This is a genomic window from Rheinheimera oceanensis (assembly GCF_018831085.1).
In the GTDB taxonomy this organism is placed as follows: domain Bacteria; phylum Pseudomonadota; class Gammaproteobacteria; order Enterobacterales; family Alteromonadaceae; genus Alishewanella; species Alishewanella oceanensis.
The window spans coordinates 49,114-65,526 of sequence record NZ_JAGPNM010000008.1 but is presented as its reverse complement, the minus strand read 5'-3'; the positions used below and the strand labels follow the sequence as shown (position 1 = coordinate 65,526).

Annotated in this window: 22 protein-coding genes; 16 read left to right on the top strand and 6 right to left on the bottom strand. The window is 49.5% G+C overall.

Features of this window, described 5'->3' with window-relative positions; genetic code table 11:
• Window positions 1-8: 8 nt before the first annotated feature.
• From J3B89_RS21415 to J3B89_RS16445, 5 genes are read left to right on the top strand one after another with little or no spacing between them, the layout of a single operon-like run.
• Entirely contained in the window at window positions 9-1,634 is a 1,626-nt protein-coding gene (locus tag J3B89_RS21415) for a methyl-accepting chemotaxis protein (RefSeq protein ID WP_215398701.1), read from the top strand.
• Window positions 1,635-1,646: 12 nt separating this feature from the next.
• Entirely contained in the window at window positions 1,647-2,153 is a 507-nt protein-coding gene (locus J3B89_RS16460; RefSeq protein WP_251372505.1) for a chemotaxis protein CheW, read from the top strand.
• A 36-nt stretch (window positions 2,154-2,189) separates the two neighbouring features.
• The gene (locus J3B89_RS16455; RefSeq protein ID WP_215398700.1) at window positions 2,190-2,990 is read left to right on the top strand and encodes a CheR family methyltransferase; all 801 of its coding nucleotides are present in this window, start codon (window positions 2,190-2,192) and stop codon (window positions 2,988-2,990) included.
• Entirely contained in the window at window positions 2,987-3,475 is a 489-nt protein-coding gene (locus J3B89_RS16450; RefSeq protein WP_215398699.1) for a chemotaxis protein CheD, read from the top strand. The genes J3B89_RS16455 and J3B89_RS16450 overlap by 4 nt, the downstream gene beginning before the upstream one ends.
• On the top strand, window positions 3,476-4,546 hold the full coding sequence (locus tag J3B89_RS16445; protein ID WP_215398698.1) for a protein-glutamate methylesterase/protein-glutamine glutaminase: 1,071 nt from the start codon (window positions 3,476-3,478) through the stop codon (window positions 4,544-4,546). It abuts the gene before it with no gap.
• Here the strand turns inward: J3B89_RS16445 and J3B89_RS16440 are convergent.
• Both J3B89_RS16440 and J3B89_RS16435 read right to left on the bottom strand, forming a co-directional pair.
• Complete coding sequence (locus tag J3B89_RS16440) at window positions 4,531-4,860, bottom strand: nucleotidyltransferase domain-containing protein (protein ID WP_215398697.1); 330 nt, start codon at window positions 4,858-4,860, stop codon at window positions 4,531-4,533. The two genes, J3B89_RS16445 and J3B89_RS16440, sit on opposite strands and share 16 nt — an antisense overlap.
• Window positions 4,838-5,254, bottom strand: a complete 417-nt coding sequence (locus J3B89_RS16435) for a nucleotidyltransferase substrate binding protein (RefSeq protein ID WP_215398696.1) — start codon at window positions 5,252-5,254, stop codon at window positions 4,838-4,840. The genes J3B89_RS16440 and J3B89_RS16435 overlap by 23 nt, the downstream gene beginning before the upstream one ends.
• 138 nt (window positions 5,255-5,392) lie before the next feature.
• Here J3B89_RS16435 and J3B89_RS16430 point away from each other — a divergent pair, with 138 nt between their 5' ends.
• Together J3B89_RS16430 and J3B89_RS16425 are read left to right on the top strand one after the other, a co-directional pair.
• Window positions 5,393-6,043: a hypothetical protein gene (locus J3B89_RS16430; protein ID WP_215398695.1), complete on the top strand. Its 651-nt coding sequence runs from the start codon at window positions 5,393-5,395 to the stop codon at window positions 6,041-6,043.
• Window positions 6,027-6,512, top strand: coding sequence for a DUF2269 domain-containing protein (locus J3B89_RS16425; protein ID WP_215398694.1), 486 nt, complete (start codon window positions 6,027-6,029; stop codon window positions 6,510-6,512). Before J3B89_RS16430 ends, J3B89_RS16425 begins: the two co-directional genes overlap by 17 nt.
• Window positions 6,513-6,551: 39 nt before the next feature.
• Here J3B89_RS16425 and J3B89_RS16420 read toward each other — a convergent pair whose 3' ends face one another.
• Together J3B89_RS16420 and J3B89_RS16415 are read right to left on the bottom strand one after the other, a co-directional pair.
• Window positions 6,552-6,848: a type II toxin-antitoxin system RelE/ParE family toxin gene (locus J3B89_RS16420; RefSeq protein WP_215398693.1), complete on the bottom strand. Its 297-nt coding sequence runs from the start codon at window positions 6,846-6,848 to the stop codon at window positions 6,552-6,554.
• On the bottom strand, window positions 6,838-7,092 hold the full coding sequence (locus J3B89_RS16415; protein ID WP_215398692.1) for a type II toxin-antitoxin system ParD family antitoxin: 255 nt from the start codon (window positions 7,090-7,092) through the stop codon (window positions 6,838-6,840). The genes J3B89_RS16420 and J3B89_RS16415 overlap by 11 nt, the downstream gene beginning before the upstream one ends.
• Window positions 7,093-7,254: 162 nt before the next feature.
• Here J3B89_RS16415 and J3B89_RS16410 point away from each other — a divergent pair, with 162 nt between their 5' ends.
• The 5 genes from J3B89_RS16410 (at window position 7,255) to J3B89_RS16390 (ending at window position 9,090) form a co-directional block, all read left to right on the top strand.
• Window positions 7,255-7,464 (top strand): alternative ribosome-rescue factor A, encoded by a 210-nt coding sequence (locus tag J3B89_RS16410; protein WP_215398691.1) that lies wholly within the window; start codon window positions 7,255-7,257, stop codon window positions 7,462-7,464.
• A gap of 53 nt (window positions 7,465-7,517) precedes the next feature.
• A complete protein-coding gene (locus J3B89_RS16405; RefSeq protein ID WP_215398690.1) occupies window positions 7,518-7,706 on the top strand; it encodes a hypothetical protein in 189 nt (62 codons plus the stop codon).
• A gap of 11 nt (window positions 7,707-7,717) precedes the next feature.
• Window positions 7,718-8,017, top strand: a complete 300-nt coding sequence (locus J3B89_RS16400) for a type II toxin-antitoxin system RelE/ParE family toxin (RefSeq protein WP_215398689.1) — start codon at window positions 7,718-7,720, stop codon at window positions 8,015-8,017.
• Window positions 7,995-8,582, top strand: coding sequence for a DUF1240 domain-containing protein (locus J3B89_RS16395; RefSeq protein ID WP_215398688.1), 588 nt, complete (start codon window positions 7,995-7,997; stop codon window positions 8,580-8,582). Before J3B89_RS16400 ends, J3B89_RS16395 begins: the two co-directional genes overlap by 23 nt.
• A 166-nt stretch (window positions 8,583-8,748) precedes the next feature.
• The gene (locus J3B89_RS16390) at window positions 8,749-9,090 is read left to right on the top strand and encodes an FKBP-type peptidyl-prolyl cis-trans isomerase (RefSeq protein WP_215398687.1); all 342 of its coding nucleotides are present in this window, start codon (window positions 8,749-8,751) and stop codon (window positions 9,088-9,090) included.
• 57 nt (window positions 9,091-9,147) lie between these two features.
• Here J3B89_RS16390 and hslO read toward each other — a convergent pair whose 3' ends face one another.
• Together hslO and hslR are read right to left on the bottom strand one after the other, a co-directional pair.
• On the bottom strand, window positions 9,148-9,996 hold the full coding sequence (gene hslO, locus J3B89_RS16385) for an Hsp33 family molecular chaperone HslO (protein ID WP_215398686.1): 849 nt from the start codon (window positions 9,994-9,996) through the stop codon (window positions 9,148-9,150).
• A 9-nt stretch (window positions 9,997-10,005) separates the two neighbouring features.
• Complete coding sequence (gene hslR / locus J3B89_RS16380; protein WP_215398685.1) at window positions 10,006-10,419, bottom strand: ribosome-associated heat shock protein Hsp15; 414 nt, start codon at window positions 10,417-10,419, stop codon at window positions 10,006-10,008.
• A gap of 169 nt (window positions 10,420-10,588) precedes the next feature.
• Between hslR and gspC the strand changes: the two genes are divergently transcribed.
• From gspC to gspF, 4 genes are read left to right on the top strand one after another with little or no spacing between them, the layout of a single operon-like run.
• Window positions 10,589-11,533, top strand: coding sequence for a type II secretion system protein GspC (gspC, locus tag J3B89_RS16375; RefSeq protein ID WP_215398684.1), 945 nt, complete (start codon window positions 10,589-10,591; stop codon window positions 11,531-11,533).
• Window positions 11,534-11,560: 27 nt separating this feature from the next.
• Window positions 11,561-13,678, top strand: coding sequence for a type II secretion system secretin GspD (gene gspD / locus J3B89_RS16370; protein ID WP_215398683.1), 2,118 nt, complete (start codon window positions 11,561-11,563; stop codon window positions 13,676-13,678).
• Entirely contained in the window at window positions 13,678-15,189 is a 1,512-nt protein-coding gene (gene gspE / locus J3B89_RS16365) for a type II secretion system ATPase GspE (RefSeq protein ID WP_215398682.1), read from the top strand. The genes gspD and gspE overlap by 1 nt, the downstream gene beginning before the upstream one ends.
• The gene (gspF, locus tag J3B89_RS16360) at window positions 15,189-16,412 is read left to right on the top strand and encodes a type II secretion system inner membrane protein GspF (protein WP_215398681.1); all 1,224 of its coding nucleotides are present in this window, start codon (window positions 15,189-15,191) and stop codon (window positions 16,410-16,412) included. Before gspE ends, gspF begins: the two co-directional genes overlap by 1 nt.
• Window position 16,413 lies beyond the last annotated feature (1 nt).

Sequence of the window (16,413 nt, the reverse complement as noted above, 5' to 3'; positions counted from 1 at the left end):
AGAGAAAAATGAACTGGTTTTATGACTTAAAAATTGCCACTAAGTTGATCGCCTCATTTCTTGCTGTGCTGACATTAACGGCTTTTATTGGCCTGTTTGCTATCACGCAGCTGGCTCAGGTGAATGAGTCAACTACTGAAATAGCCCAGAGCTGGATGCCGTCAATGCGTGCAGCGCAGGGCATGCGGTTTTATGCTGCACAATACCGCTTGCGTGAGATGCGTCACATTCTGGCAGATACGGTAGCAGAGCGCAGCCAGATTGAGCAGGAGGCTGCGCAAGTGATCAGAGAATTTGACAGTCGGCGCCAGACATATGAAAACCTGCTGGCCAACGCTGATGAGCGCCGCCTGTACGACCTGCTGATAGCTCACTGGAATAAGTATTTAAGCCAAAGTAATACGATGCTGGATATTTCACGGCAAAACAGAAACGAAGAAGCCAGAAGTATGCTGGCCAATGAGCAAAAACAGCTGTTTGATCTGTTGGCAGCTGATATTCAGCAGATGGTTCAGCTAAATGACGATGGCGCCAATGCAGCGAATGCACGCGGCGACAAATTGTATGACGGTGCGCGGCTGGCGATTATTATCGCGCTTATTGCGGCATTGTTAGTTGGCATGGCGCTGGCGTTGTTTATTTCGCGCATTATCTCCGGGCCCCTAATCAGTGCTTCTAAAGTTGCTGCTCAACTGGCAGAAGGCGATTTAACGGTGACGATTGATGTTAACTCAAAAGATGAGACCGGCATTTTAATGCGCTCAATGCAGAATATGGTTGCGAAACTGGGCCACATTATTGGCGAGGTAAGAAACTCGGCCGACAACCTGGCCAGTGCAGCAGAAGAAGTTAGCGCCACTGCCCAGGCTATGAGCCAGGCTACCAGCGAACAGGCCGCCAGTGTGGAGGAAACCAGCGCCTCGATTGAACAGATGAGTGCCAGCATTAATCAAAACACGGAAAACGCCAAAGTTACCGACGGTATGGCCAGTAAAGCGGCGGCAGAAGCCACAGAGGGTGGTGCTTCGGTGCAACAAACCGTGGCCGCAATGAAACAAATAGCACAGCGTATCGGTATTATTGATGACATTGCCTACCAAACTAACCTGCTGGCGCTGAATGCCGCTATTGAAGCTGCGCGGGCAGGCGAACACGGCAAAGGTTTTGCAGTAGTTGCGGCAGAAGTGCGAAAACTGGCAGAGCGTAGCCAGGTGGCTGCGCAGGAGATTGGCGAGTTATCAGGCAGCAGCGTTGAGCTGGCAGAAAAAGCCGGCCGACTGCTGGATGCAATGCTGCCATCTATTAACAAAACCTCCGATCTGGTGCAGGAGATCAGTGCGGCCTCAGAAGAGCAAGCGTCAGGCGTTGGCCAGATTAACGCCGCAATGAATCAACTAAACCAGGTTACTCAGCAAAATGCCTCAAGCAGTGAACAACTTGCGGCAACATCAGAAGAAATGAGCAGCCAGGCGGAACAATTACAACAGGCAATGAGTTTCTTTACCGTCGACGCGACCATTAGCAGGTCACAGCCTGCACCCGTAACAAAGCCGGTTAAGCCCAGGTTAACAGCAGCGCCAATAAAAGCACGTGTTGCAACCACGCCCTCTGAAACCGAATTTACGCGTTTTTAACCGGAGGTAGTGATGGCCACAATGATGACTACCCGTCAGCAGGCGGTGCCACCGGAAGATGCCCAGTATCTTACCTTTACACTGGGAGGGGAAATGTTCGCTATCGGTATTTTGCATATTAAAGAAATACTGGAATACGGCAACCTGACCACAGTACCGATGATGCCGGCATTTATCCGCGGGGTTATTAACTTACGTGGCGCGGTGGTGCCGGTGGTGGATTTATCAGCCCGTTTTGGCCGGCCTTCATCTGAGGTGAGCCGCCGCAGTTGCATTGTGATTATGGAAGTTGAGGTAGATGCTGGCGCTCAGGATGTTGGCTTGCTGGTTGATGCGGTATCTGCCGTGCTGGAAATACCGGCCAGTGAAATAGAACCCGCACCAAGCTTTGGAGCGAGGATCCGCGCCGATTTTATCAGTGGTATGGCTAAGGTAAACGGTAAATTTGTCATTGTGTTGAACGTTAATAATGTGTTGTCGGTGGATGAAATGGTGCAACTGGCCCAGGTAGCAGAATAATTCTCCGGCCGGCCTGTGGAACAGCAGGAGTAGAAAATGGAGGTGGTGCTTAACGATACTGAGTTTGAGCATTTCCAGCGCTGGCTGCATCAGGCGGCGGGAATTAAACTGACGCCGGCTAAGAAAGCACTGGTGGCAGGCCGGTTATTTAAACGGCTCAAGCATTTTCAGTTAGCCAGTTACAGCGACTATTTTTTCTTGATCAGCAGTGGCGAATTGCCGTCGGAGCTGCAGGTAGCACTGGATTTACTGACCACTAACGAAACGTATTTTTTCCGCGAACCCAGGCATTTCGACTTTTTGCAGCAGCAGATCCTGCCAGCAGCCAGGACTGCCCGTTCCTTCCGGATCTGGAGTGCTGCCTGCTCCAGCGGCGAAGAGCCGTACAGTATAGCGATGACGCTGAGCGAACAGCTGACTATCCCGTGGCAATTACTAGCATCCGATATTAGTAATCAGGTGTTACAGCAGGCGTGCTCGGGTCATTATCCGCTGGCACGTGCTCAGCATATCCCCCGGCCCTTACTGGTGAAATATTGTTTAAAAGGCACTGGTAATCAGGACGGTACCTTTCTGATTACCCGGCAGTTGCGGGAGAAGATCCACTTTATGCAAATTAATCTGATCGAACCGTTCCCTGATATTGGCGAGTTTGATGTTATTTTCTTAAGGAATGTGATGATTTATTTTGATCCGCAGACTAAACGTAAAGTGGTGGCTCATATGCTACCCAGATTAAAACCAGGCGGTTACTTTATTGTCAGCCTGTCGGAAAGCCTTAACGGTATTACTACCGCGTTGAAGCTAGTCAGCCCGTCGGTATACCGAAAACTATGACAATCGCGATGCCGCAGAGTGAGATTTTTTTACAGCCCGGCGAGTTTTATTTTGGCCAGGCCCCCGCGCGCATCCGCACCTTATTAGGTTCGTGCGTAGCCATTACGCTGTGGCACCCTCAGATGCTGCTTGGTGGTATGTGCCACTATATGTTGCCACGGCGCAGCTGCCATCAGCATGGACTTAGTGGCAAATATGCCGATGAAGCAATGCAGTTGTTTCAGCAACAGGCGCATCATTACGGCACCCGTTTGCAGGAATATCAAATTAAACTGTTTGGTGGTGGCAATATGTTCCTGCCTGCCAACTACTCTGCTTATGCTGACGTGGCGCTGCATAATATCACTGCAGGCCATATGTTACTGGCACAGTATGGCCTGACACTGACAGCGCAGGATCTGGGACTAACGGGGCACAGAACAGTTATTTTTGATCTGACCGACGGCCATGTGTGGGTTAAACATCAGCGGCTGCAGGAGAGTTAAATGGCATTAAAAAAAATCAAAGTGATGCTGATTGACGACTCTGCCGTCGTACGCCAGGTATTACAGGCGCTGCTGGATAAAGAGCCTGATATTCAGGTCAGTGGTGTGGCGTCTGATCCGCTGTTTGCGATGGAAAAAATGCAGCGCGACTGGCCCGACGTTATCGTACTGGATATTGAAATGCCCCGCATGGATGGCATTACTTTTTTAAAGAAAATTATGCACGAGCGGCCGACACCGGTAGTAATTTGTTCATCCCTGACAGAAAAAGGCGCCGAAACGACGATGCAGGCGCTGGCGGCCGGCGCGGTAGAAATTATTACTAAACCCAAAGTAGGGTTAAAAGGCTTTTTACAGCAGGCATCAGCCGAACTGCTGGCAGCGGTACGCTCGGCTGCCCAGGCCCGGGTAAGAAAGTTGTTCAACACAACTACGCCGGTGCCGGTAAAACTCAGTGCAGAAGCGATACTGCCGGCAGGCAGCTCCGCTATGGCACAGACAACGGAAAGAATCATTGCTATCGGTACCTCTACCGGCGGTACCCAGGCACTGGAATACGTGCTGACAGCGCTACCCCGGGTGTCACCGGGTATTGTTATTGTGCAGCATATGCCGGAAAAATTTACTGCCTCGTTTGCAGAGAGGCTAAACATGCTGGCCCAGATTGAAGTGCGTGAAGCGCGTAATAATGATCGGGTAATGCCTGGGTTGGCGCTGATTGCTCCCGGCGGCAAGCATATGGTATTAAAACGCAGTGGCGCCTTTTACCAGGTAGAGGTTGTCGACGGCCCCCAGGTTAACCGGCACCGGCCTTCTGTTGATGTGCTGTTTCGCTCCGTAGCCCGTTTTGCCGGCAAAAATGCGGTGGGTATTATTATGACCGGTATGGGCGATGACGGTGCCCGCGGCTTAAAAGAGCTGCATCAGACCGGTGCCCGTACCTATGCGCAGGACGAAGCCAGCTGTGTGGTATTTGGTATGCCAAAAGAAGCGATTAAACTGGGCGCGGTAGACCATACCATACCGCTCAGTGACATCGCGCAGGTCATTGTCAATTATAGCGGCCGTTGATACAGCACCTTACCAACGCGCGCTATATGCGCCAGCAGGTCTGCACTTTCGATGTCTTGTATCCGGCTGATATCAAAGCTGTATGGCAGCAATGTATCGTCCAGTGCTGTCAGAAGTTGTAGCAGTTGCTGATGGCTAAACTTTGAGCCAACAATTGCCAGGTCAATATCTGAGCCGGGCCGGTAAGTACCCATAGCCCGCGAGCCATATAATACAGCTTGTTCAATTTGGGCATGCTGTGCCAGACATTGGCGGATTTGTTGTAATGCCTGCTGGCTTAAACCATAGCTTTCAGCCGGCATTTTGCTGTTCATTTAATACCTGATACAGTGCGACGAAAGCCGGGTAATATCGCTTTAAAACATCATCAGCGACAGCGTTGGCGGTGTCCTGGTTATAAGTATGTGAGGTTAGCGCCCGGCTTTTAATCATATTCATCCATAGCTCACCGTCGCTGATTAAGCCCCGGCTAAACGCCAACCGGATTGCATCGCGTGAACCCTGAATATCGGTTTCGCCCTGAAACTGATAAAAATCTTTAATACAGTTCCACGCTAATTCGTAGTTGTACTCAAATGCCTGAATCAAACCCTGCTGCTCCAGCTTGGTAAGCTTGCGTTGCTCTGCCAGCGCAATAGCGTCACTCAGTTCAGCCAGTGCTTTGGTGAAGTTTGCTAACCGTTGTTGCCAGCGTATATCGGTGTTCATGCCCTATCCTGATAATGATGCCGGGTTTATTGTAGAGTGGAAGTGCAGCAACAACAACCTTGTGGTGGCTTAGCAAAACTTTTCACTTGAATCCAGCAGCAGGTAAGATAGCAACTTCTCTGCTATGGACAAACCGCTATGCCAAAACCGTATTACTTTTACACTACCTTGCTGATTGCACTGCTGATCTTTATTGCCTGCTTAATGATGAATGGCCCGATGCGGCCGGGGCTGCCGGTAGGCGATGATTTAGCCACCCGGCTGGCGTATATCAACGCCAATCTGACGTTATGGCAATGGGGTTGGCTAAGCTGGATGGCCGCCGCACTTAGCTTGCTGGCATTTGCGGTGATGTTGTCAACCGAATTGCAATCGGGGGCGCCGCGCCAGTATGGCGTATTGCTGGTGGCGCTGGGTATGGCACCGGATCTAATGGCCGAAACGCTGTACGCTTTTGTTATGCCGCAAGTAGCGGTTACCGATATTGCCTTGCTGCAGTTTATCGACAACCTGGCCATGCACCTGACCGGCTTTCTCGGTAACGGCCTGTATAACCTGGGTGGTATGTTGTTAACGCTGGCGCTGTTAAAGCAGCAACCGGCGCTTAAGTTGTGGCTGTATCCCGGCATAGTGGCCTGGCTACTGGGGTTGGGGTTATCCGTTAGCATCGCCTTGCAACAACTAAAGCTGGCTGAGTATTTTACCGCCGCCAGCATGGTGCTAAGTACATTATGGTTTGTGCTGATAGCCTGGAAATTATGGGGAAGCAGCAATGTACGCCGCGCTTAAAGTATTGCATTTGGGCTCGCTGATCATGTGGTTAGGCCCTGCCATTGGCTCCTGGTTGGTGCTGCGCTATATGCAACAGCAAGAAGGCGAACTATCGCCTGCCACCGCTAAAGTATACCGGGTGTTTTTCTGGACTATTACGCTGGAACATATCGCCCTGTGTACTTTGTTGCTCAGTGGCGCAGCCATGGCATTTCACTACGGTTTTATTGCTATGCCCTGGTTGCAGCAAAAGCTGTGGCTGGTGCTGTTACTCATAGTGCCGCTGGAAATTGTCGATATTTGGTTGGGTAACTGGAAGGTGAAAACGCTGACTGAAAAGCGCAGCAGAGGTGCAGCACTGAGCCAACGCGAACAGGCGATGGTTAGTTTTTACCACAAAGGTTTTACCAACCTGGCACTAATTACCCTACCGGTTACGGTGTTGGTTATTATGTGGCTGGCAGTGTCGAAGCAAACTTTATGGTAAGGCGGGTAAAACGCAGTGAAACTTTTATTGAGCAGCCCATTAAAGGTGTGCCGGATAATCCATTGATTTATGCAGGATGCGAATTACCGCTATACCAAAATCTGTTGGCCGGTAAAAAATAACATGAGAATCACAGGCTCTGGCGCGAAGGTTAGGGCTGATAAAAGTACAACTTTTACCAACAGAAGGGTTTGCCAGCAATACCTGAAAAATGTTGCTGATTTCTCTGATATAACGCTCAGCCACACTGTCTCCCCATACAGATCCACTGTAACGATATATCGCCGCCAAATCGGCATCAGCTTGTGGTGTAAGCCGGACGGTTTTAGTTGGCATCAACCGGTTGTTTCATCCGGCTAAGAAAGTTATCGACATCCCAGTTTGCCGGTTCCCCGCTTTGCTCACCTTCGGCAATCAGCCGGCGTAACTGCGCTAACGTAGAGTTGGCAGTGTGCTCCTGCAGCAAACGTAAACCAGCGCGGACCACTTCGCTTTGATTGTGGTACCCGCCGCTGGCAATCAGGTTCTCAATGAATTGCCCCAACTCTTCGCTGGGCTGAAAGGTAATAGTACGGGCCATAATCAGGTCACTTTGTAAGTAAAATACTTACAAAGTGTAGTCACGCAGCGTGGTACTGACAAGCTGAGTTTTGCAATTTCCGTTTCACACGGAACTTACCGCCCTTGCTAAGGCCCAAGAGCGCAGTTACACTTTGCGCGTTTTTTCAACAGGAGAACCAAGATGAGTAAACCAGCGGCAACCGAGCATGGCCGCGGCGAAATCCGCGATAATGCGATTAAGGCCTTAGTCACCAGTAAGTTGTTTCAAACCAGGGTGGTTAAGGCAAAAAAGGGTAAAGGGTCCTACAACCGAAAAGGGCGTAATTCAAAAGATTACGCCCTTGTTGTTTTGGTAAGCCGCTGCGTTAAACAACATACCGTTGCTTTTTAATTGCTTTTCACCCGCATCCGGCCAACAATTACTACGTTGAAGGAGATGCAACCATGCCAAGCCCGCTTAAAAAAGATGACGCCCATAAACTGATAGATAAACTACCCGCTGATGCCACCTGGGACGATCTGATGGAGCAGATTTACGTGCGCCAGGCGGTAGAAAACGGTTTACGTGACAGCGAACAGGGCAAGTTGCAATCTGTGCAGGAAATCCGGCAAAAGTACGGCTTGCCTGAGTAAGAGTGAACTAAGTGAAAGTACTTTGGTCTGCAAATGCTGCAGAACATCTTGATGCTATTTTTCAATACATAGCTGCAGACTCAGCAGTTTATGCACTTAAAACGGTTGATGAAATAACACGTCGCTCTGAGCAAATCGCCCAACATCCTTTGTCCGGCAGAATTGTGCCTGAGTATAATCTGGCGCAAATTCGTGAGGTGCTATACAGGGATTACCGGATTATTTATTACATCAAACCTGATCAGATTGAAGTACTAGCGGTGATCAGAAGCCGAATGCATTTAGCCGATGAATCAACGTTCAATGCTTAAAGATTTTATTGCCCTGCTGTTTTTCGGTATTTTGCTGATCGCAGGCAGTTGGACATTACTCTATTCATTGCAAACACAATTCGCTGAGATTTCCAGCGCCAAGCCTCTTATTGTATTGAGTAGCTTTTATGGCTACTTGCCCGGTGCTTTAGTTGCTCTGGTATTTATGCTCAGCTATGCCGCTAACAGACTGTGGCGCGGGCTATGCAAACAACCGTTACCCGCTGACAACGGTAAAACTACTGCAATAGGTGTGTTGGCCGGCTTAGTGTTGGTAGTTATCGGCAGTTTTGCCATTAACAGTTACTGGGACAACAAGGCAAAGTACGCCGGATATCAGCCGTGCCCCGTGTTAACACTGTTAACTAACCGGGTAACGATAACGGCATGGAGCAAAAACGAAGCCTTGTGTTTTGATAACGATACACGTCGAATTATTGTGCGCGGCACATCAGATGAAACAGCACAATTGGCGCAGCACCTGACTGCCAGAGAAAAGCAGCAACAGGCAAAGCAGCGCTTTTTACAGCAAGAAGCGGAAGGCAAGCAGCAAATTAATCCGTGATATAGCCTAAGAGATGTTTCAAACCCAAGTGGTAAAATCGAGAAAGGCAAAGGGTCCTACAACCGAAAAGGGCGTAATTTAAAAAGTTACGCCCTTGTTGTTCCTGCACATCGCCATTAAATATCTCGCTATAATACCGGCATTAATTTTATCTAAAGACCAACCCATGCAACCCGAAGTAAAAATTGAAGACCTTATCGAAGGTACCGGCAAAGCCGCTGAGCGCGGGGCGTTGATTACTGCGCATTACCGTGGCTGGCTGGAAGATGGCACTGAGTTTGACTCGTCATACAAACGTGGCGAGCCGTTTCAGATAGTGCTGAGTAATAACCGCGTGATCCAGGGCTGGATATTGGGTCTTAAGGGTATGAAAACCGGTGGTAAGCGCAAGCTGTGGGTACCGGCTGCGCTGGCCTATGGCGAGCGTCAGATAGGCACTATGATCCCGGCCAATAGCAATTTGTTGTTTGAGATTGAACTGCTGGAAGTACTAACGCGGGATGACTAAGTAGCAAAAACATAAAATGAAATAACAGCCGCCGCTATAGCGACGGCTGTTGGCATACTACATTTGCTGTAGTAAGACGGTTAAATCGGCCGGACTAAAGTGGTAGGTGGTATTGCAGTATTCGCAGTTAATATCCAGTTTACCTTCGGCGATATGTTCGTTAATCACGTCGCGGCCCAGGCTGATAATGGCTGAGGCGCATTTCTCTTTTGAGCAACCACAAACAAAGCTGACGGGTTGCGGGGCAAACAGCTCTACCTCTTCCTGATGAAATAAACGGTATAGCAGTTGCTCTGCAGGCAGGCTGAATATTTCGTCTTGGGTCAGGGTATCGCTTAACACCACTAAATCTTCAAAATCAGCCTTAGCTTTTTGCTGCTCAACCGGCAGTACCTGCAGCATAAAGCCCGCTGCGCGGCAGTGTGCTGCTTGTAAGTCAGTGTACAGGTATAACCGGGTGGGCAATTGTTCTGACTGGGCAAAATAAGCTTCCAGCGTGCTGGTTAAACTGTCACCACTTAACGGGATAATGCCCTGATAACGCTCGCCCTGTTTTGGCGTAATGGTTACCAGCAGATAGCCCTCACCAATCAGATCGCGAAAGCTGTCACCGGAAATTTCTGCCTGCATCCTCACTACACCGCGAAACTGCTGCAGATCAGTGCCATTTACTGCAGCAAAACGTACCGGGCCATCACCCTGAATTTGTACGGCTATATCACCATCCAGTTTCAGCGTAGCAGTTAACAGGCTGGTAGCTGCAACCAATTCTGCTAATAACTGTTTTACCGGCAATGGGTAATTATGGTGCAACAGCATTTGGTCCAGGCTGTCGGCCAGTTGCACCAGTTCGCCGCGTACGTTGCGGTTTTGAAATAAAAAGCGGAATAAATTATCTGAATTCATGCTGTTCTCTTACTGCTGCGATTTTAATAAAAGCAGCTTACGCCGCTCTTTTTTATCTGGTTTGGTCTCCGGATGCGGTGCAAACAAGCTGTTGGTTTTTCTCAGCTCGGCCCGTTTTAACCGTTGCTCTATGCTGTCGGCGGTTTCTTCGTACAGTTGTTGCGCCAGCGGTGCGGCCAGGCGTTTTTCCGACAAACCCAGCACTACTACCACTTTTTCATCAGTGCCCTGTGGCAGGCGCACTGTAGCACCGGTTTCTACTGTTCTGCTGGCTTTGCAGCGTTGACCATTATAATGTACTTTACCGCCTTCGATCATCTCTTTGGCCAGAGCGCGGGTTTTATAAAAACGGCAGGCCCATAGCCATTTATCTAACCGTAATGTTGTAGCGGTATCCTGCGCGGGTTGTTTTGCTGACGACATAATTTACACTGTATGGCCGAACTAAGATCGCCATTATAGTGCCAAAGCAGGCTAAATGGCGTTAGATACGAAAAAAACATGGTTAATACCTTGTAAATTTCAGTGCTGGCCTTGTTGGCTGGCAGACAACTGGGTAAGATAAATTTCTCTCTTAAAGTAGAAGTGTGCAATGAAGCCGTTATTAGACACGCAGCAGTTAGTGAGACAACTACAAAAAGTGCCATTAAACAGGGTGCAGCAGGTGCTGAACCTGGTTTTGGTTATTGTACTGGCATGGCTGTTGGCACGCTTTAGCTGGCAACTGGTGCCAGTACCTGAAAATAGTGCTTTACCACCGGCTGCGGGCCCTGCTGCAGTTAAACAAAGCGGTGGTATTAGCCTGGCGGCGTTAACCGGTTTTTCGTTGTTTGGCAAAGCCTCTGCAGTGCCGGTAAAACCGGCCACACCGGTAGTGACCGAAGCGCCAAAAACCCAGCTAAATGTTAAATTAACCGGTCTGGTAGCGGTGGGCAGTAGCCCGAACCAGGGCAGTGCCATTATTGAAAGCCGTGGCAGCGAAGCAACCTACGCGATTGACGATACCATTGAAGGTACCAGTGCGGTGTTAAAACAGGTGTTGTCAGACCGGGTGTTACTGCAACAAGCCGGACGCTATGAAACCCTGATGCTGGATGGTTTTGAATACACCAAAATTGCGCAGGCTAATGCCGGCCTTGGCCGCGCCGATGAACAAACAGACGAACCAATAATGGATATGGCACCGGCACCAGAACCTATGGAAATGCAGCCATTGCAGGTAAGTGAAGACCTGGATTTACGGCGCGACGAGCTGATTGCCCAGCCAATGAAATTTTTTGATTATATCCGGGTGTCGCCACAGCGGGATAATGGCCAACTGGCAGGCTACCGCTTAATGCCCGGCAAAGACCCGTCTTTGTTTACCCAGCTTGGTTTGCGGCCGAATGATTTGGCGGTAGAAATTAATGGTATTAGGTTAAATGATATGCAGCAGGCAATGAACGTAATTAATGAATTGCGCGATGCCAAAGAAGCGGCAATAAAAATAGAGCGCGATGGCGAGATCAGGGATATTCTGGTTAATCTGTCACAATAATTATTAAAACTAATTGGTTATAAATTAATGAAATCAGGGCAATTTTCTTTATTCTCCCGCCGTTCGCTGGCCAGTTTGCTCGTGGCGGCTGCGCTCACAGCCGTTGTGCCTGGTGTTACTGTTGTAGCACAGGAAGAGGTGATGTATTCGCCTAACTTCAAAGGCACCGATATTAATGAGTTTATTAATATCGTCGGTATGAACCTGAAAAAAACCATTATTGTTGATCCGCAGGTGCGTGGCCGTATTAATGTACGCAGCTACGAAATGCTGAATGAGAAGCAGTATTATCAGTTTTTTCTTAACGTGCTTGAAGTATACAGCTTTGCCGTAGTGGAAATGGAGAATGGCGTATTAAAGGTTGTGCGTAATAAAGACGCCAAAACCAGCAATATTCCGGTGGTAACCGATGATGCACCGGGCCAGGGCGACGAAATGGTTACCCGGGTGGTGCAGGTGCGCAATGTCTCGGTACGCGAGTTGGCACCATTACTACGCCAGTTTAGTAACCAGGCCGGTGGCGGCCATGTAGTCAACTACGACCCGTCTAACGTAATTATGATGACCGGCCCGGCCGCCGTGGTAAACCGGCTGGTAGATATTATTCAGCGGGTAGATAAGGCAGGCGATCAGGAACTGGAAATCGTCAAACTGCAATATGCTTCTGCACCTGAAATTGTACGTATTCTGGAAAGTATTTATAAAAGCCAGGGCCGTGCTGAACAACCTGATTTTCTGGTACCGCGTATTGTGGCTGACGAGCGTACCAACAGTGTAATTGTCAGCGGCGAATTGCAGGCGCGCCAGCGCGTGATTGAACTGGCAAAACGGCTGGACAGCGAGCTGCAAACCAGCGGTAACACCAGGGTGTTTTATTTAAAATACGCCAAAGCAGAAGAGCTGGTGCCGGTATTAAAAGGCGTAAGCGAATCTATAGTGGCTGAAGTACAGGGCGGTAGCGGTGCAGCCGGAGCGCAAGGCGGGCGCAGTGCCGCCGCCAATAGCGGCCGGTCTATCAGCATTGAAGCCCATGCTGATAGTAACTCGCTGGTGATCACGGCCCAGCCGGATATGATGCGCTCGTTAGAAGAAGTGCTGCGCCAGCTGGATATCCGCCGTGCCCAGGTGCTGGTTGAAGCCATTATTGTTGAAGTATTTGAAGGCGATGGTACCGACTTTGGTGTGCAGTGGCTTAATGCCAATGGCGGCGGCACTAACTTTAATAACGGTAATACAATACCGATTATTAATGTAGCCGGTGGTGCTGCGGTGGCTTCACAGGTTACTCGCGGCTCTACAACAACAACTATTGTTGAAGGTCGTGAAGTCATCACGACTGTCCCTGATTCCAATCGGGATTATTCAGCATTAGCAAATGTACTGAGTGGCTTAAATGGCGCTATGGTGGGTTTTTATAATGGCAACTGGGCTGCTATTTTACAGGCTGTACGCACCAGCACTAACTCTAACGTACTGGCCACGCCGCATATTACTACTATGGATAACCAGGAAGCCTTCTTTCTGGTAGGCCAGGAGGTACCGGTAATTACCGGCTCTACCACCGGCTCTAACAATACTAACCCGTTCCAGCAGGTAGACCGGCAGGAAGTGGGTATAAAGCTTAAAGTTACGCCGCAAATTAATGAAGGTGATGCGGTGCAGTTAACCATCGAGCAGGAAGTGTCCAGTATTGGTGGTGCTACTGCGGTGGATATCACTATTAATAAGCGTGAAATTAAAACTACCGTTATGGCCGATGATGGCGCTACCGTGGTGCTGGGCGGTTTAATTGACGAAGATGTGCAGGAAAGTGAGTCTAAGGTGCCAATTTTGGGCGATATCCCTATTTTGGGGCATTTATTTAAATCGACCAGCGTAACCAAACAAAAACGTAACCTGATGGTATTTATTAAAGCCACCATAGTGCGTGAAGGTTCGGCGATTTCCGGTATTTCTAAAACAAAATATAACTATATCCGTGCCGAGCAGTTAAAACGCGAGGAAGAGGGCATTCGCTTAATGCCAAACACCAGGCAGGTAGTATTGCCCGAGTGGGATGACTCTTTAACCCTGCCACCTACTTTTGATGATTATATGAATAAACAGCAACCACCTGCCGGTATTGAGCAAGGGAAGCAAGACTAATGGACACGCTGGAAGCAGAACAGGTAAAACCTGCCAGCAGCCGTATCCGTCTGCCGTTTGGTTTTGCCAAACGCCATGGCGTCTTGCTGAAATTGCAGGCTGATGAAGGCTGGCGGCTGTATATTCATACCGCCACCACAGCCGCTGCCGTGCTAGAAGTGCGGCGTATGCTGGCAGAGCCGTTTCAAATTCAGCGTTTATCGGCGGTAGAGTTTGAAGCTATGCTGGAAGCCAGCTACCAGCGCGACTCCTCAGAAGCACAGCAACTGATGGAAGATATTGGCAACGAAGTAAACCTGGCTTCGTTGGCTGATGATATTCAGGAAAGCGAAGATTTACTGGAAAATGAAGACGACGCGCCTATTATCAAGCTGATTAACGCCATGCTGGGTGAAGCCATTAAGCTGGGGGCGTCCGATATTCATGTGGAAACCTTTGAAAAAGCGCTGATAGTGCGTTTTCGGGTAGACGGTATTTTACGCGAAGTGCTGCGGCCAAACCGGCGCCTGTCCAGCTTGCTGGTATCGCGTATTAAAGTAATGGCCAAGCTGGATATTGCCGAAAAGCGCGTACCGCAGGATGGCCGGATCAGCCTGCGTATTGCCGGCCGGGCGGTAGATGTGCGGGTGTCTACCATGCCGTCCAGCCATGGCGAGCGGGTTGTTATGCGGTTGCTGGATAAAAACAATTCACACCTCAATTTAGCCGACCTTGGCATGACGCTGTCGGTACAACAGGCATTTTCGCAACTTATTTTAAAGCCGCATGGCATTATTCTGGTTACCGGCCCTACCGGCTCGGGCAAAAGTACAACCTTGTATGCCGGTTTAACCGAGATTAATACCAAAGATCGCAATATTCTTACCGTAGAAGATCCGATTGAATACGAGCTGGAAGGCATAGGCCAAACCCAGGTTAATACCAAAGTGAGCATGACCTTTGCCCGCGGTTTACGCGCTATTTTGCGCCAGGACCCTGATGTAGTAATGGTAGGTGAAATACGCGACCTGGAAACCGCACAAATTGCGGTGCAGGCCAGTTTAACCGGCCACTTAGTGTTATCTACTCTGCATACCAATACTGCCGCCGGTGCCATTACCCGGCTGGAAGATATGGGCGTAGAGGCATTTTTATTATCATCCAGCTTACTGGGCGTACTGGCGCAGCGCTTAGTGCGTACTTTGTGCACTCACTGTAAAGAAGCCCATGAGCCGGATAAAGAAGAGCGCAATCTGCTGGGTGTAACCAAAAAAGAAGGCGTGCTGATCTACCGTGCCAAAGGGTGTGATCAATGTAATTTTACCGGCTACCGCGGCCGTACCGGTATTCACGAATTGCTGCTGGTAGACGAACATATCCGTGAGCTAATCCACAACGGCAAGGGTGAACAGGCTATTGAAAAATATGTGCGCCAGCACAGCCCCAGTATTCGCGCCGATGGTTTTAGCAAAGTGCTCAGCGGCGAAACCACGCTGGAAGAAGTGCTGCGTGTAACACGTGAGGATGTATAGTGCCGGCCTTTGAATATCAGGCACTGGATGCCAGAGGTAAAAACAGTAAAGGTGTACTGGAGGCCGATAATGCCCGCCATGCCCGTTCGTTATTGCGGGAGCAAAAGTTAACACCGGTTAGTGTGGCGCTGGCGTCACAGCAGGAAAAACTGCTGGCATCGGGTAAACAGTGGTTTAAGCGTAGTATTTCTGCCTCTGAATTGGCATTGCTTACCCGTCAGCTTGCCACACTGGTAGAAGCGGCCTTACCTATTGAAAGCGCATTGCTGGCTGTTGCCGAGCAATGCGATAAGCCACGGCTAACCAATATGATGATGGCCGTGCGCTCTAAGGTGGTGGAAGGTTATAGCCTGGCAGAAGGCCTGGCCGAGTTTCCGCACGTGTTTGATCATCTGTTCCGTTCTATGGTGGCTGCCGGGGAAAAATCCGGCCATTTGGATCAGGTATTAAACCGCCTGGCCGATTACACCGAGCAACGCCAGCATATGCGCAGCCAGATTTTGCAGGCTTTGCTGTACCCTATCATTCTTACCTGTTTTGCTGTGCTGGTGATATCAATTTTGCTGGCAGCGGTGGTACCAAAAATTGTTGGCCAGTTTGAGCATATGGGCCAAACGCTGCCCGGCACTACGTTATTTTTAATTGCTGCCAGTGACTTTTTACGCGCTTACGGCTTGTTTGTCCTGGTTGGCTTTATGCTGGCAATAGTGTTATTTAAACGGGCGCTGTTAAAGCCAGCGTTTCGTTTTCGCTGGGACGCTCTGGTACTAAAAAGCCGCCTTATCGGTAAGGTGACCAAAGGGCTGAATACCGCGCGCTTTGCCCGCACTTTAAGTATTCTTAATGCCTCGGCAGTGCCGTTACTGGAAGCTATGCGCATTAGTGCCGATGTGCTGAGCAATACTTATATGCGCCAGGCAGTAACAGATGCTACCGCCAGGGTGCGTGAAGGTACCTCACTGAAAAACGCGCTGGAGCAAACCAAGCTGTTTCCGCCAATGATGCTGCATATGATTGCCAGCGGCGAAAAAAGCGGCCAGCTTGATTCAATGCTTGAACGTGCAGCCAATACACAGGACCGCGAGTTCGAAACTCTGGTAACAGTATCGTTAAAAGTATTTGAGCCGGTGTTGGTAGCAGTAATGGCCGGTATGGTGTTATTTATTGTCATGGCGATTTTGCAGCCGATTTTAGCGTTAAACAATATGGTAGGTGGTGGTTAAT

Coding starts and splice junctions, on each gene's coding strand:
- J3B89_RS21415 (WP_215398701.1), top strand. CDS start 9: ATGAACTGGTTTTATGACTTAAAAATTGCCACTAAGTTGATCGCCTCA.
- J3B89_RS16460 (WP_251372505.1), top strand. CDS start 1,647: ATGGCCACAATGATGACTACCCGTCAGCAGGCGGTGCCACCGGAAGAT.
- J3B89_RS16455 (WP_215398700.1), top strand. CDS start 2,190: ATGGAGGTGGTGCTTAACGATACTGAGTTTGAGCATTTCCAGCGCTGG.
- J3B89_RS16450 (WP_215398699.1), top strand. CDS start 2,987: ATGACAATCGCGATGCCGCAGAGTGAGATTTTTTTACAGCCCGGCGAG.
- J3B89_RS16445 (WP_215398698.1), top strand. CDS start 3,476: ATGGCATTAAAAAAAATCAAAGTGATGCTGATTGACGACTCTGCCGTC.
- J3B89_RS16440 (WP_215398697.1), bottom strand. CDS start 4,860: ATGAACAGCAAAATGCCGGCTGAAAGCTATGGTTTAAGCCAGCAGGCA.
- J3B89_RS16435 (WP_215398696.1), bottom strand. CDS start 5,254: ATGAACACCGATATACGCTGGCAACAACGGTTAGCAAACTTCACCAAA.
- J3B89_RS16430 (WP_215398695.1), top strand. CDS start 5,393: ATGCCAAAACCGTATTACTTTTACACTACCTTGCTGATTGCACTGCTG.
- J3B89_RS16425 (WP_215398694.1), top strand. CDS start 6,027: ATGTACGCCGCGCTTAAAGTATTGCATTTGGGCTCGCTGATCATGTGG.
- J3B89_RS16420 (WP_215398693.1), bottom strand. CDS start 6,848: ATGCCAACTAAAACCGTCCGGCTTACACCACAAGCTGATGCCGATTTG.
- J3B89_RS16415 (WP_215398692.1), bottom strand. CDS start 7,092: ATGGCCCGTACTATTACCTTTCAGCCCAGCGAAGAGTTGGGGCAATTC.
- J3B89_RS16410 (WP_215398691.1), top strand. CDS start 7,255: ATGAGTAAACCAGCGGCAACCGAGCATGGCCGCGGCGAAATCCGCGAT.
- J3B89_RS16405 (WP_215398690.1), top strand. CDS start 7,518: ATGCCAAGCCCGCTTAAAAAAGATGACGCCCATAAACTGATAGATAAA.
- J3B89_RS16395 (WP_215398688.1), top strand. CDS start 7,995: ATGAATCAACGTTCAATGCTTAAAGATTTTATTGCCCTGCTGTTTTTC.
- J3B89_RS16390 (WP_215398687.1), top strand. CDS start 8,749: ATGCAACCCGAAGTAAAAATTGAAGACCTTATCGAAGGTACCGGCAAA.
- hslO (WP_215398686.1), bottom strand. CDS start 9,996: ATGAATTCAGATAATTTATTCCGCTTTTTATTTCAAAACCGCAACGTA.
- hslR (WP_215398685.1), bottom strand. CDS start 10,419: ATGTCGTCAGCAAAACAACCCGCGCAGGATACCGCTACAACATTACGG.
- gspC (WP_215398684.1), top strand. CDS start 10,589: ATGAAGCCGTTATTAGACACGCAGCAGTTAGTGAGACAACTACAAAAA.
- gspD (WP_215398683.1), top strand. CDS start 11,561: ATGAAATCAGGGCAATTTTCTTTATTCTCCCGCCGTTCGCTGGCCAGT.
- gspE (WP_215398682.1), top strand. CDS start 13,678: ATGGACACGCTGGAAGCAGAACAGGTAAAACCTGCCAGCAGCCGTATC.